Source organism: Methylomonas sp. TEB (genome assembly GCF_047777895.1).
Classification (GTDB): domain Bacteria; phylum Pseudomonadota; class Gammaproteobacteria; order Methylococcales; family Methylomonadaceae; genus Methylomonas.
Genome location: NZ_CP180476.1, coordinates 186,359 through 199,136 on the forward strand (window position 1 = coordinate 186,359; position 12,778 = coordinate 199,136).

The following is a 12,778-nucleotide window of genomic DNA, read 5'->3' on the forward strand; positions in this document are numbered from 1 at the left end:
CAAAATAACAAAATCAAAAAAAGAGGCAATGCGACATAACGTCACATTGCCTTACTCCATTGCAGAATAATGGATAGCTCTAACTTTCGGAGAGAGGAGGTTGAGGTAGAAATAACAATTACATACGGGGATCTTCGCGTGTGGCGGCAGCCCATTCCGGCGAATACCCGGCCATGATGGACAAGTCCGGCACGTTCATGATGACCGTCTCGCTGCTGATCAAAGTAGCCACCACGCTCACTGCATTGCGCAGGGCGCTGCGCAACACTTTTACCGGATCGATAATCCCAATGTCCAGAAAATGCCCGTAGTTTAAATACTGCATATCCACGGCAAATGCCGGGTCAGATTGGGTAGCTAAGCGCATCAGCACGTCTTCGTTGTTCAGGCCGCTATTGTTCAACAATTGCCGGAGCGGCGCGCCCAGTGCCTGCTTGACGATGGCGATGCCTTGCTGCTGCTCGGCATTTTCGGCAATCACTTCGTCCAGCACCGTGGTGCAACGCCACAAACCGATACCGCCGCCGGGTAACACGCCTTCTTGCAGCGCAGCCTTGGCGGACAAATAGGCATTTTCGATGCGCACCAGCCGCTCTTTGATTTCCACGTCGGAGATGCCGCCGACCTGGAAGCTGCCGGTTTTGCCGGACAGGATAGCGATGCGCTCTTCCAGCTCTTCGGCTTCGTGTAAATTGCCAGTGGCGGAGCCTTCGCCGGGTTTACGGGCGCGAACCAGCGCCAACTCGCGCCTTAAGGCCTCTATGCGTGCGTTCACGGGTTCGCGCGCACCCGTGGCGCCGATGATCGTCGTATTACCTTCCGAGATGACCGCGCGCTGCGCCTGACCCAATTGCGCTAGCGTGACGTCTTCCAGCCGCATGGCCCGCTCTTGCAAAATAGCGCTGCCGCCGGTCAACAGGGCCAAATCGTTCAGGCGATTGATACGATTGTCGCCAAAACCCGGCGGCTTGACCGCCACCACTTTGAAAATGCCGCGCACATGATTCAGTAACAAGCCCGTTAACGCTTTTTCAGCCACTGCTTCGGCAATCACCAATAAGGGCCGGCCTTCAGCAGCCACTTCTTCCAGAATAGGCACCAGATCCATGAAGTCGCTGATTTCCCGGTCGTACAGCAGTATGTAGGGCTGCTCCAACACCGCTTCGGCGCGGGTTTTATCGGTGATGAAATAGGGCGATAAAAAGCCTTGTTCGTAATGGATACCTTCCACAATCTCCAGTTGGTCTTCGCGGCCATTACCCAGTTGAAAGGTCAAGGTGCCAGCTTCGCCAAGTTCGGCCAGGGCCTGTTTCAGGAGCTTGCCGACACCGGCTTCGCCTTTGCTGGCGACCCGCGTAATTTTTTCGACCCAGTCTTCCGCGCTGTCGGTGACAGCCGATTTTTGTAAATGCTGCTCCACCAAGATCAGCGCCAACTCCATGCCTTTTTGCAACTGCATGGGATGAAAGCCCGCCGCGACGCTTTTCAGTGCTTCCTCCGCCAGGCTTTGCGCCAGCACAATCGCCGTGGTGGTACCGTCGCCCACTTCACGAGACACCGCGCCGGCGACATCCCGCAACATGCGGGCACCCAAATCGGCAATCCGGTCTTCCATGACGATGGCATTGGCAACAGTGACGCCATCTCGGGTAAAGACGGGCATGATGCTGTCGGTTCGGTGTTGAATCATCACGGCAGGGCCGGCGCTACCCAGCGTAACGCTCGCCGCGCGTGCTACCGCATTGATGCCTTGCAGCAGACGTTGGCGAGCTTCCGGGTTGTAAATAACGTGTTTACTCATTTCTAGGGTGTTCCCATCGGTTAGAGGTGCGAATTTAATTTCATCAGGGTTTGCCCCACCTGGGCACGGGTTTGCCGAGCACGTTGCGCATTGGCCCAGGTACGCATCAAGATTTTGTCCCAGTAATCCAGGCTGCGTTTAAAGTCCTGCTCTTCTTCGGCAGTGAGTTCCTGATTCCAGAATTCCTTTAATTCCTGAACCCTGGCATCGCCCAATTTTTCAAAAATCTCCTGCTCATCTATCACCAGTTTTCTGATCGTTTCGTCTAGTTGCACCGCCATACCAACCAGAAACTCTACATCGTCGGCTTTCATAGTCGCCTCAGCGTGGTTGCGCGATTTTTCGATAGGAAAAAAAGGCTGATTTGGATCGGCAAACAGGGTGGCTGCGCAGAGAAACGGCAGCGCAGCACCCTGTTTGCCCGTGGCGTTAAGGCGAACCGCTAGGCAGGAATTTTTCAAGGTAGATACGTTCCTTAGGGATGCCCATTTCCGCGCACACCGCAAAGGTGGCGTCGACCATGCCCGGCGGCCCGCACAGATATAAATCGGGCTTGGCGCCGGTATCCTGCAAATCGCGGCGCAGGATGTCCACCACGCTGCCTTTTTCGCAATGCCAGTCGTCCGAACATTTCCAGACGCAGTTTCTCAGCTCCAGCGTCGGCATTTGTGCGGCCAGTTGATTCAGTTCATCCAGATGGAAAATTTCGGCTTCGGTGTTTACCCCAAAATAGATGATGCACTTTTGCGGTTCTTCCCATTCGTGCATCCGCCGCACCATCGATAATATCGGCGCCAGTCCGGTGCCGCCGGCCACAAAATAGCGCGGGGTAAAACCGTTTTCCTTCAAACCGAAAACGCCGGACGGGCCTTTGACGTTTAATTTCTGACCCAACTTGGCGTCGTTTTTTAAATATTCTGAAAATTTGCCGCCATCGACGATGCGAATCAAAAACTCCAGATCGCCGGTTTTATTGGACGTGTTGGCGGGGGAGTATGAACGGGTGATGGTGGTGCCGGGAATTTCCAAATCAAAAAACTGCCCGGAGTCGAACTTGATGGTTTGATCGTCGCCCGTGCGCCGCAGCAGCAGTTTCACCACGTTGATGGAAATTGGCGTTAGCTCAATTACTTCCGCTACAAACGTCAAACCTTCCGGTGAGAATGAAATCCGGTCGTAGGTATAAGGTACTTCGACTTCTAAATCGCTTACGGGGTAACAGCGGCACAACAACACTTCGCCGGCCTCTTCTTCTTCGTAGGGCAAAGCCTGCGAACTGCATTTGCCCAAAACGTAATCGCCTTCCGCGCAAAATCCTTTGCAAGTCGCGCAACCGCCTTCGCGACACGACGACATCAAATAAATATCCTGCCGTACCGCCGCAGTGATGACATCCTCGTCTTCGTAACAATCAAAGCAAACGGATTCCCCGTCTTGCGTAATGATTTTAATTTGATGGGCGCTCATATCATTCTCCAAGGCATTGGCTTTTGGCCGACACGCTGAAAAACGCCAATACGTGCTCAACCGCGCGCCGCGATGCGTCCAGGGTTAGCGAGCAACCTTCCTGCACCAATTTTTGGTCGCGGTAGATGGTCCAGCGCCACATGAACTCCAGATCTTCGCAGAAAGCAGCGTAAGGCGCGGTGTCGTATAGCGTGGTGAGTTTGTCGGCTTCACTGGGAAAAGCGGGCGCAACCGCCGACTTAAAATTTGAGAAAAAATCCATAATACTGATTCTATGAAATGGTTCGTTGAGATCGAAGCGCACACAAACGCCCTCTCGCTCACGGGGATGTAAGCGACGAGTAGGTTTTGTCCGCTATCGGTTTGTTGGCTATAAAGGATGCGCCACGCGCAAGTGCGGCGCATCCTGCCGAACGATTACTGCAAGGTGACCACTTTCACGCCGCGTTTCTGACGCAATGCCTCTAACGGCAAGGCGTAGTAGTCGGTGTTGCGCAGTTCCATCAACTTGGTCCCCAACTGGCGGTCGGTGTCCAGAAACACATTGACCGGCATCACAGGTGGTTTGCAGGCCAGTCTGAAATTGATGTGAATGCGCTCTGCTTCGTACATGTCCGTGCATGCCTCCATTTTGGCAATTACTTCATTTGCCACTTGCTGGGCATTGGCGCCGCAGGTGCAGTTGTTGAGCAGTTGAGTGTCATTGAATTCCTTGTGCTTCAATAGCGCCAGCTTCTCTTCGATTTTCAACTCAATCCACAGGCCATCCAATTCCAGCGACCAATCGGTTTTAAACGGGCTCATGTGCTTGGCGCGGAAGTCGGTAATGAAGGCGTGCGCTTTTGCCAGCGTATCCAGCGTGGCAATTTTGGCCATCCAGGCATTGCGGGTGGGGTTGTCATGAATATTTGCCATGGTGTTCTCCTACGCCGCAGCCAAGTCTTTCAGTTTCACGTCAAGACCCATTAACTCGGAAGTGATGGTGAAGGTCTCGCCCAGGGTATAAGCACGGCCGATGGTGGACGACACATCCACCAACAGGTCGTAAACACTGTAGTGCTTGCCCAGTAATTCCGAAACTTCGACGCAGTCGATCTCGATTTTGCCGGTCGCTTTCAGCCACCAGAAACCGGCGCGGTCTTCCACCACCAGCGTGGGGTTGTCCGCCTTGTGCGAACCTTGCAGAATTTCTTCCACCACGGTGTTGAGTTCATCGGATTTTTTTAAAACCAGCACCACTTCGTGGCTTTCATGCACGACCTGGTTGTCTTCGGCAAAGTATTCATCGGCAAAGGCTTTGCCGGTTTTTTGCATAATGCCTGCGTTGTAAGCATTTGAACTTTTCGACATGAGTTTTCCTTATTTGAGTCCGCTTAACACGGTTTTGACGAGGGCATTGGTATCGACTTTAAAGTTGATCGGATCGGCAAAATCGCGTTTCCAATCGGCAAACACCCTAACCAGCGCCGCTTCGATGGCGGCTTTGTCGCTGACGCCTTTGATTTCCGGAATGGTGGCGTAAATCGCCATGAAATCCTTCAGTGCATCGACGGTTCTGGGTAGCCATTTATTAGCCCAAGCCCGCATCAACCGGTTGTTGTAATCACCAAATTCCACGTCGGCACCCAGACAGGTATGGAACATGTCGGTGGTAATGCCTTTGGTTTGCGAGAAATACAACTGCATTTGATTGATAAAGAACGGGGTCAAGTTATCGCCGTAATAAGACGACAAACGCATAAAGAACTCTCTGCGTACAAATTGCCCGAAGATGGGGTCGCAAATCATATGGCCGGAGAACAGGATTTCATTCCAGTCATAAGTGGCTTGCCAAATATCCTGCACCAATTCTCTGGCGCCTTTGAAAATAGTGCCTTTTGTCCATTCCTGTTTAGGAATGTCGGTGGACTCGGGGAAACCCGGCACCAATTTAGACAAAAAGGTACGTTCCGCTTGAATCATTTGCGCGTTGTCTACCTTGTCCAAACCGATCATCGCGCTGCTCATCCGCAAGGTGTCGCCCAGGCAATCGCGCACCACCGAGGAATGCGCATTGAACAAGCCATACTCGTAAAAGCCGAAGGCACCGAGATAATCGCCCAATACTTCATCGCGCCAAACCGGATCGATGGAACGCACATGGCCGTCGGCGGAATAGGCTTTCAGGAAGCGGTCGGTATAACGCCACTCTTCGGCTTTATCCTTGACATACAGCGCATGCCAACGGAAAGCCGGGTCGCGGTGCGCCAGCCAATCCGAGCTGCGCATTTCGGTGGATTCGTTACTCCAGGATGGACGGCCGCCATGGAATTTTTGGGTCCAGTCACCCCAATCCAAACCGCCGGGAATCCAGTCCGGGGTCGGCTGGCTATAGCAACACAATACTTCATACTCATTGATCCGCTTGCCGCGCGGCTTCATGAAGTAGTTCATTTTGCGCTGGGTTTCCAGAGGCTTGTCAGGCACTGCGGCCATGATCACTGCGGCGATTTCCGGGTCGGTCAGGCCGCGTCTGCCGCCATTTACTTCTATAGACATAAGCTATTTCCTTAAAGAATTGAGACGATTACAGGGCTTTCAACGGATCGGAAAACACGCAATTAATCCGTTTGATGTCGTCCAGTGTCCACAGCTTGCCGTCCTTTTTGGTGTGCGGCTGGCTGATCAAGGTTTTGCCGTCGCTACGCACGCCAAAGCCTTCGGCAATCACTTCCGACAGTTCGCGGCCTTCGTATTGTTCGAAGATGTTTTGGCACTCATAACGCTCGGGCTCGGACAGCCACATTCTTTCGCCCCATTGGTCGCTGAAGGAATGTTTTTTGCCGTTGTATTCCAGTACCCGCAATGTGCTTTCGCCTTTGCAATAGCTTGGGCAGAAAGGTACTTGCGAAACGCGGTCGATATAAATCGGATGGTTGTTTTCGATGAACCATTGGATGGGCAGGAAGCCGCTGCTGGGGTCTTCGCAACCGCGCGCACGCCATTCGTCGTAGACTTTACCGTACATGTCGTACCAGCCAGGGTAATTGGCTTCGTACCACTCAGCCTCTTCCTGGGTCGGCAGGCTCAAACGGAAGAAACCGGTGGGCCACAAGGCATAAGCAATCAGGAATAAGTCGTGATGCGCCCAGTAAGCGTCTTTTTTGGCATCGCGCAAGCTGCGTGGCGACTCGACGCCGTATTTGCCCAAACGGCCGATCCAGATACCGCCCCAATCTTCGTAAACCCAGCGGTTCCAGGTTTTCACCCAAGGCTCGACTTTGAAATGGCTGCCGTACTCGAACATCATGCCCAATACCGGGGTGAAGTATTTTTGTTGGGTCCAGAAGGCGTTGTTCAAATCGGTATTCAGATATTTCGAAGCCGCTTCGTCGTTGGCGATGGATACCACGGTTTGATAACCGTTAGCCATGTGACGCAACTCGTCGGTTTCGATGGACAAGAACACGGTCGGCGTCATCTCGTCGCCGTTGGCGGACGCCCATTCGGTTACGGCCACGATCAATGGATTGGTAAAGCAGGCTTCGCCGACCAATTGCAGGTTGATGGAGCATTCCACCGCGTCGCCGGAAATAAAGCCGTCCGAGAATACCCGTTTCATGCCTTTCCACAGCGGACCAATCGCTCGAGTGCGGCGGGCATCGTTATGACCGGCGGCGTCTTGGCCTTGTTTGGCGAAGTAATAGTTGATGTAAGCACATTGGTTGGTGTGGCGAATTTCGTCCAGCACTTGGCCCAAGTAACCGTTTTTTTGCTCGGGCGCGGTCGCCGAATCCCACAGCATGCCGGTCGCGGCAATCGCGTTGTATTCGCCCACTTCCAGGAAGTTGGAGATGATCTTCATCGATTCATTCCATTTCGGATGCACGCGGTTCGCCGCATCCACCCGTGTCAAAACGTCTTGCAAGCTGCCGAATTGACGCTCGTCCTTCACCGACTCCATGCGAGCATATTCTTTAGCGATCAGCTTGAATTGCTCCTTGGTATCGTTGGCCATTTTGTATTTGGTCGAATACTTGGTGCGATTTTTATCAAAATCCCAGGTAAAGCTCTGCATCCAGCGGTGAACTTCCTGTGCACCCACACTGACGGGCGCCGGATTGGCGGCCAACGCATCGGTTGCGGCTTTTGTGGCGGTACTTATAGCCATATTGAATCCTCGTTGTGGTGTTATAAGAATGGCGAGGCTGTCGTCATTAAGCTAAGCGGTGACTTTCCGTTGCCTTAAAGCGCTGATTGGCCTGGACTGACGCCAGCCTCGGTGGTCAGATTGCAACACGTGTGCCAGTATTGCGTTATTTGATTAAGCCTTTTATTAACAATGCCTTAGGTGGCATTTCCTATAGCTCTGAGCCGGCGCTTTTTAAAGAATGAGCGTCCAATAACTGGACAGTGCTTAGAAATAAGACGTCCAGTTCGCGGGTTTTGCTGGGCGACACCGGCACTGCGATACAATGCGGATTTTGTTTGGGTGAAGAGTTGATTCGGTATGAAACTACTGAGCTATAAATACAATGGTCAAGTACATATAGGCGCACTGGTTGGCGCGCAAATCGTCCCGGCCGGCGCGGATTTGCCCGGCAATATGCTCGATTTTCTCGCGGCTGGAGAGTCGGCAAAACTAGCGTTGCAAAAGCAGATTGCTGCCGACGGCGAACGCATCGCTCTCAGCGACGTGCAGTTGTTGGCACCGATTCCGCGTCCCGGCAAGCTGTTGGGCGTTGGTTTGAATTACGCCGATCACATCGGTGAAACCGGAATGGAAAAACCGGAATATCCAACCTTTTTTACCAAGCAAAGTACCTGCGTCATCGCCGATGGCGAAGCGATTCATCTGCCGCCGGTGTCGGACAAGGTTGATTACGAGGGCGAGTTGGCGTTTGTGATTGGTAAGCGCTGCAAACAGGTGCCTGTCGAACAGGCGCATGAAGTCATCGCCGGCTACACCATTTGCAACGATGTGACGGTGCGCGATTGGCAGCAACGCACGCCAACCTGGACCTTGGGCAAATCCTTCGATACTCACGGCCCACTGGGGCCGTGGCTGGTGACGGCCGACGAAATCGCCGATCCGCATAATCTAAGTTTAAAAACCTGGGTGGGCGACGAGTTGCGGCAAAACGGTAATACCGGCGACATGATTTTTAATTGTTACGAGTTGATTGCTTATCTGACACAAGTGATGACGTTGGAGCCGGGCGATGTGATCAGTACGGGTACACCGGCCGGGGTGGGAGTAAAAATGAAGCCGCGCGGTTATCTCAAGCCGGGACAAACTGTGCGTATCGAGATAGAAGGCATCGGCGCGCTAAGCAATCCGGTGATTGCCGAGCCGGAACATTTTTTGGTCGGCGCCTCAGGTTAAGCATCGATTAAGTCTGCCTCGGATATGCTAAGCCTAACTTTACATTAGAGGGCCAACCAGCCAAGAGGCAGTCATGAAAACCATACAAGTCAGCATTCTTACCATCGCCGTATTAACCCTATCGGGTTGCGCGACCGGCTATTATCAGCGTGACTATGGTTATGGCAGTGCTTACTCGTCGCCCGGCTATTACCAAAGCTACGGACGTAGTTATGCCAGCCCAAGCACCAGTATTACTTACGGCCGCTATTATGTGCAGCCGAGTTATCGCCCGGAGCATCATCACGGCGATCATCATGACTGGCATCAACCAATGCCGCATTTCGATCATCGTGTTGGCGGTTGGCAGGGGCGGGACTTGGGGCGTCGGGACTTTGATCGTGAACGGCATGCCGAACAAAGATCCCTCCAACAACAATCGATGCCGGAGCGGCAGGAACGCGGTTTCGGGCGCAGGGACAGTGACGGCGACCATCAGCGCGGCGGCTGGGGCGGCCGTTTCGGCAGACGCGGAGACTAAGCGCGCCTAGGCAGTCAGTGGATTTCTACAATTCGATGCGGATTCCCAGCTCGATCACACGTTCGACGGGGATTTTGAAATACTCTATCGCACTACTGGAATTATGCGTTAAGAAACTGAACAAGGAGCGCCGCCATTTCGGCATCGGGCTTTTGCGGCGGAACGACAGTTTCTCGCTACCGATAAAAAACGATACGGTTTTTTGATCGATATCCAAGCCTTCGTGGCAGCAAAGTTGCAGGGCGCGGCGTACGTCCTGTTCCTCCTGAAATCCGAAATACAATTTCACCCGATAAAAGCCACCGCTATCGCCGAACATGCGGATTTTTACCCTATGCGCTTCATCGACATAAGGCTCTTCGCGGGTCACAATGGTCAGCACGATGAGTTTTTCGTGCATCACATGGTTGTGCTCCAGGTTGTGCAGCAAGACCTGCGGCACACCGTGTACGCTGCGGGCCATATAGATTGCCGTGCCGGGTACCGTAACCAGGGGCCGGTCTTTCAAACGTTCGTCCAAGTCCTCGAACAATACCCGTTTTTCGTCCAGGTATCTGGCTAATAATTCCTTGCCTTTGATCCAGGTGGTCATAATCAAGAAAAACACCGTACCCACCACCAGCGGCAACCAGCCACCGTGCGGGATTTTCAGACTGTTGGAAGACAGAAACAGCAGGTCGATAATCAAAAAGGTCGACAGAAAAGCAATGCTGGTGGCCTTGTTCCATTGCCATAGGGCTTGGATGACGATAAAGGCCAGGATGGTATCGACAATCATCGTGCCGGTTACGGCAATGCCGTATGCCGATGCCAATGCGGACGACGATCTGAAGCTCAACACTAAAATAAACACCGAGACCATTAGCAACCAATTGACGGCAGGTAAATAGACTTGGCCCATTTCGTCGCCGGAGGTGTGGCGAACATTCATCCTTGGACAGTAACCGAGTTGTATGGCTTGCCGGGTTACCGAAAACGCCCCGGAAATGACGGCTTGCGAGGCAATCACGGTGGACAGTGTCGCCAGGATCAGCAGCGGATACAGGGCCCAATGCGGTGCCATTAGATAAAACGGATTTTCAACGGCCTTGGGATTGCCGATCAACAACGCGCCTTGGCCAAAGTAATTGAGCAGTAAGGCCGGAAACACGAAATAGAACCAGGCGCGCCGAATTGGTTTCAAACCGAAATGTCCCATATCGGCATATAAGGCTTCGGCGCCGGTTATCGCCAACACCACTGCGCCCATGATTAAAAAGCCTTTCCAGCCCAATTCTATTAATAAGCTGACCGCGTAATAGGGGTTGACGGCCATCAATACATCCGGATGCTGGACAATACTGATGCCCCCCAAAAGACCCAGCGTGGCAAACCAGAAACACATGATGGGCGCAAACATTCTGCCGACTTTGCCGGTGCCTTTGGTCTGGATAAAAAACAGCACGCTGAGCACGATGATGGTGATCGGCAAAACGTAATGTTCCAGGCGCGGCGCCACGATTTGCAAACCTTCCACGGCGCTGAGTACCGAAATCGCCGGGGTAATCATGCTGTCGCCATAAAACAACGAGGCACCAAGCAGGCCGATGGTGACGATGAACGCTTTGCGTTCCGGATTATCTTTGGACCCCTGCAGCGCCAAGGCCATCAAGGCCATGATGCCACCTTCGCCTTTGTTGTCGGCGCGCATGATAAAAATGGCGTATTTGGTGGTTACCACCAAGGTGATGGCCCAAAAGATCAAGGACAGCACCCCGAGCACATGGGTGGCATCGGTCGGCAAGCCGCCGTGAAAAACCTCTTTTACCGCATACAAAGGACTGGTGCCGATGTCCCCAAACACCACGCCTATCGCGCTTAAAGCCAGTGTGTTGACTTGACCCTGGGGATGATCGGATTGTTTTACGGACATATGGAATCAATCGGAAATACAAGACGGGAGTGGAAATTATGCCACAGATTGTAATTTAGCCCGAAACCGTCATCAGCCAGTGGGGATTTTGACGGCTGAAACGTCTTAGTAAGGAATGGTTAGATAGTGTTGTTTCCTGTAAGGATGGCTGTCGCGCTAAGACGTATTAATTTACAATGCCCGGCTAAATTCGAATCGCGCTTAATTTTGTATTCAACAGTTTATATGTATTTATTTAAAAACCACGAGGATGCTTTGCAAAATAAAGAGTTAGCGTCGTTCGGCGGTTATCTGCCGGCAGTGGCAAGCGGTTCCGGCTCATTTTGGCGGACGCTATTGGGAGAAGAACGGCCCGCCAGCATGCTGAGGCTGTTAACGCTATTAGTCGCGTTGCTGCATGTTTGGGGTTTGCAGCAATTATTGAAACCCGAGGAAGAAGTCACGCCGGCGCAACCTTTGATGATGGAGGTGTCGATGATTGCGATGTCCGCGCCCAAGCCCGCCGCCGCGCCGCCGCCTCCGGCACCGCCGCCGCCCAAAAAAGAGCCGCCGCCGAAAAAGCCGCAGCCCAAGCCGGTTCCCAAAAAAGCGCCGCCCATCGTGCAAAAGGCGCCCGAATATGCGCCGGTTGAGCCGGTTTCCGAGCCGCCGCCGACACCGGTAAGCAATACAGCGAGCAGTGCGCCGGTAACGACTACGACGACCAATACGACCGCGACCAACGCCGAGCAGTTTACCGAAGCCAATTTTCGGGCAAACTACGCCCACAACCCCAAGCCGGAATATCCGATGATTGCGAAAAGCCGCGGATGGCAGGGCAAGGTGATGTTGCGGGTGCAAGTTTCGCCGGAGGGTTTAAGCGATTCGGTGGCGGTCGAGCACAGCAGCGGCCACGAGATGCTAGACGAATCGGCGGTGGAAGCCGTGAAAAAATGGAAATTCATTCCGGCCAAACGCGGCGAAACGCCGGTGGCCAGTTCGGTGATTGTGCCAATAATTTTTACTTTGCGTGAATAAAAATCGGAGAGATTAATGCCCTACCATATAGCCCCGGAAGCGGTTATCGACGCTACCCTTTACACATTGCTGGTGTTTTCGTTGATAACGTGGACGTTGATTTTTTTCAAAATCTGGCAGTTTGCCAAGAATAATTATTACAACAAACGATACGACAGCGCTTTTTGGGACACTACCGATTTAAATGCCGCCGAGCAACTGCCCGCCGAAACCGCGCGCGGCCCCAAAGCTCGGGTTGCAGCCTGCGGCTTTGCCTGGTTGGCGGAAATGACGCATCCGGAAACCTGCACCAGCCTGAAATTTCGTGGCTCTCCACAAGACTTGCTGGAACAAACCCTGCGTAAACAGACTCAGGACGAACAGCGCCGAATGGAAAGCGGCTTGACCATGCTGGCCAGCATTGGTAGCACCGCGCCGTTCGTCGGCCTGTTCGGTACCGTGCTTGGCATCATGCACGCCATGCACGACATCAGCGCCAGCGGTTCGGCCAGTTTGGACGTAGTGGCCGGGCCTATCGGCGATGCATTAATTGCTACTGCTATCGGTATCGCCGTAGCCGTACCAGCAGTGTTGGCCTATAATTTCTTCCAGCGTCGCGCCAAGCACCACCGGGCTTCGCTGGAAAATTTCGTCGAGGGTTTTCTCCACATCGCCTTCGGCGACTCAAACATCAATACCAGTAAAAACAAGGATTAA

Annotated in this window: 13 protein-coding genes; 4 read left to right on the forward strand and 9 right to left on the reverse strand. The window is 53.2% G+C overall.

The window, feature by feature from the left end:
- Window positions 1–118: 118 nt before the first annotated feature.
- The 8 genes from ACMXD4_RS00810 to mmoX form a co-directional block, all read right to left on the reverse strand.
- Window positions 119–1,801, reverse strand: coding sequence for an Hsp60 family chaperonin (locus ACMXD4_RS00810; RefSeq protein ID WP_415879585.1), 1,683 nt, complete (start codon window positions 1,799–1,801; stop codon window positions 119–121).
- A gap of 20 nt (window positions 1,802–1,821) precedes the next feature.
- Window positions 1,822–2,262, reverse strand: coding sequence for a hypothetical protein (locus ACMXD4_RS00815; RefSeq protein ID WP_415880861.1), 441 nt, complete (start codon window positions 2,260–2,262; stop codon window positions 1,822–1,824).
- Window positions 2,231–3,268 (reverse strand): aromatic/alkene monooxygenase hydroxylase FAD-binding subunit MmoC, encoded by a 1,038-nt coding sequence (gene mmoC, locus ACMXD4_RS00820; RefSeq protein WP_171696933.1) that lies wholly within the window; start codon window positions 3,266–3,268, stop codon window positions 2,231–2,233. Before mmoC ends, ACMXD4_RS00815 begins: the two co-directional genes overlap by 32 nt.
- A gap of 1 nt (window position 3,269) precedes the next feature.
- Window positions 3,270–3,530 (reverse strand): soluble methane monooxygenase-binding protein MmoD, encoded by a 261-nt coding sequence (mmoD, locus tag ACMXD4_RS00825; RefSeq protein WP_171696932.1) that lies wholly within the window; start codon window positions 3,528–3,530, stop codon window positions 3,270–3,272.
- Between the two features lie 155 nt (window positions 3,531–3,685).
- The gene (gene mmoZ, locus ACMXD4_RS00830) at window positions 3,686–4,183 is read right to left on the reverse strand and encodes an aromatic/alkene monooxygenase hydroxylase subunit gamma (protein ID WP_033157498.1); all 498 of its coding nucleotides are present in this window, start codon (window positions 4,181–4,183) and stop codon (window positions 3,686–3,688) included.
- Window positions 4,184–4,192: 9 nt separating this feature from the next.
- Window positions 4,193–4,618, reverse strand: a complete 426-nt coding sequence (gene mmoB / locus ACMXD4_RS00835) for a methane monooxygenase regulator MmoB (protein WP_033157497.1) — start codon at window positions 4,616–4,618, stop codon at window positions 4,193–4,195.
- A gap of 9 nt (window positions 4,619–4,627) precedes the next feature.
- Window positions 4,628–5,806, reverse strand: a complete 1,179-nt coding sequence (mmoY, locus tag ACMXD4_RS00840) for an aromatic/alkene monooxygenase hydroxylase subunit beta (RefSeq protein WP_205451847.1) — start codon at window positions 5,804–5,806, stop codon at window positions 4,628–4,630.
- 28 nt (window positions 5,807–5,834) lie between these two features.
- Window positions 5,835–7,418, reverse strand: coding sequence for an aromatic/alkene monooxygenase hydroxylase subunit alpha (gene mmoX, locus ACMXD4_RS00845; RefSeq protein ID WP_033157495.1), 1,584 nt, complete (start codon window positions 7,416–7,418; stop codon window positions 5,835–5,837).
- A 339-nt stretch (window positions 7,419–7,757) separates the two neighbouring features.
- Here mmoX and ACMXD4_RS00850 point away from each other — a divergent pair, with 339 nt between their 5' ends.
- Both ACMXD4_RS00850 and ACMXD4_RS00855 read left to right on the forward strand, forming a co-directional pair.
- Window positions 7,758–8,633: a fumarylacetoacetate hydrolase family protein gene (locus ACMXD4_RS00850; RefSeq protein WP_171696930.1), complete on the forward strand. Its 876-nt coding sequence runs from the start codon at window positions 7,758–7,760 to the stop codon at window positions 8,631–8,633.
- A 73-nt stretch (window positions 8,634–8,706) separates the two neighbouring features.
- Complete coding sequence (locus ACMXD4_RS00855; RefSeq protein ID WP_171696929.1) at window positions 8,707–9,153, forward strand: hypothetical protein; 447 nt, start codon at window positions 8,707–8,709, stop codon at window positions 9,151–9,153.
- A 25-nt stretch (window positions 9,154–9,178) separates the two neighbouring features.
- Here the strand turns inward: ACMXD4_RS00855 and ACMXD4_RS00860 are convergent, their stop codons facing one another.
- Complete coding sequence (locus ACMXD4_RS00860) at window positions 9,179–11,065, reverse strand: potassium transporter Kup (protein ID WP_171696928.1); 1,887 nt, start codon at window positions 11,063–11,065, stop codon at window positions 9,179–9,181.
- A 225-nt stretch (window positions 11,066–11,290) separates the two neighbouring features.
- On the opposite strand from ACMXD4_RS00860, the gene ACMXD4_RS00865 reads away from it, so the two are divergent.
- Both ACMXD4_RS00865 and ACMXD4_RS00870 read left to right on the forward strand, forming a co-directional pair.
- The gene (locus tag ACMXD4_RS00865) at window positions 11,291–12,082 is read left to right on the forward strand and encodes an energy transducer TonB (protein WP_253734532.1); all 792 of its coding nucleotides are present in this window, start codon (window positions 11,291–11,293) and stop codon (window positions 12,080–12,082) included.
- A 15-nt stretch (window positions 12,083–12,097) separates the two neighbouring features.
- Window positions 12,098–12,778 carry a MotA/TolQ/ExbB proton channel family protein gene (locus ACMXD4_RS00870; protein WP_033157490.1) on the forward strand — a complete coding sequence of 227 codons (681 nt, stop codon included), beginning with the start codon at window positions 12,098–12,100 and terminating at the stop codon, window positions 12,776–12,778.

Bases quoted from the DNA above. Each gene is read 5' to 3' on its own strand.
- ACMXD4_RS00810 (WP_415879585.1), bottom strand. From the start codon at position 1,801: ATGAGTAAACACGTTATTTACAACCCGGAAGCTCGCCAACGTCTGCTG.
- mmoC (WP_171696933.1), bottom strand. From the start codon at position 3,268: ATGAGCGCCCATCAAATTAAAATCATTACGCAAGACGGGGAATCCGTT.
- mmoD (WP_171696932.1), bottom strand. From the start codon at position 3,530: ATGGATTTTTTCTCAAATTTTAAGTCGGCGGTTGCGCCCGCTTTTCCC.
- mmoZ (WP_033157498.1), bottom strand. From the start codon at position 4,183: ATGGCAAATATTCATGACAACCCCACCCGCAATGCCTGGATGGCCAAA.
- mmoB (WP_033157497.1), bottom strand. From the start codon at position 4,618: ATGTCGAAAAGTTCAAATGCTTACAACGCAGGCATTATGCAAAAAACC.
- mmoY (WP_205451847.1), bottom strand. From the start codon at position 5,806: ATGTCTATAGAAGTAAATGGCGGCAGACGCGGCCTGACCGACCCGGAA.
- mmoX (WP_033157495.1), bottom strand. From the start codon at position 7,418: ATGGCTATAAGTACCGCCACAAAAGCCGCAACCGATGCGTTGGCCGCC.
- ACMXD4_RS00850 (WP_171696930.1), top strand. From the start codon at position 7,758: ATGAAACTACTGAGCTATAAATACAATGGTCAAGTACATATAGGCGCA.
- ACMXD4_RS00855 (WP_171696929.1), top strand. From the start codon at position 8,707: ATGAAAACCATACAAGTCAGCATTCTTACCATCGCCGTATTAACCCTA.
- ACMXD4_RS00860 (WP_171696928.1), bottom strand. From the start codon at position 11,065: ATGTCCGTAAAACAATCCGATCATCCCCAGGGTCAAGTCAACACACTG.
- ACMXD4_RS00865 (WP_253734532.1), top strand. From the start codon at position 11,291: ATGTATTTATTTAAAAACCACGAGGATGCTTTGCAAAATAAAGAGTTA.
- ACMXD4_RS00870 (WP_033157490.1), top strand. From the start codon at position 12,098: ATGCCCTACCATATAGCCCCGGAAGCGGTTATCGACGCTACCCTTTAC.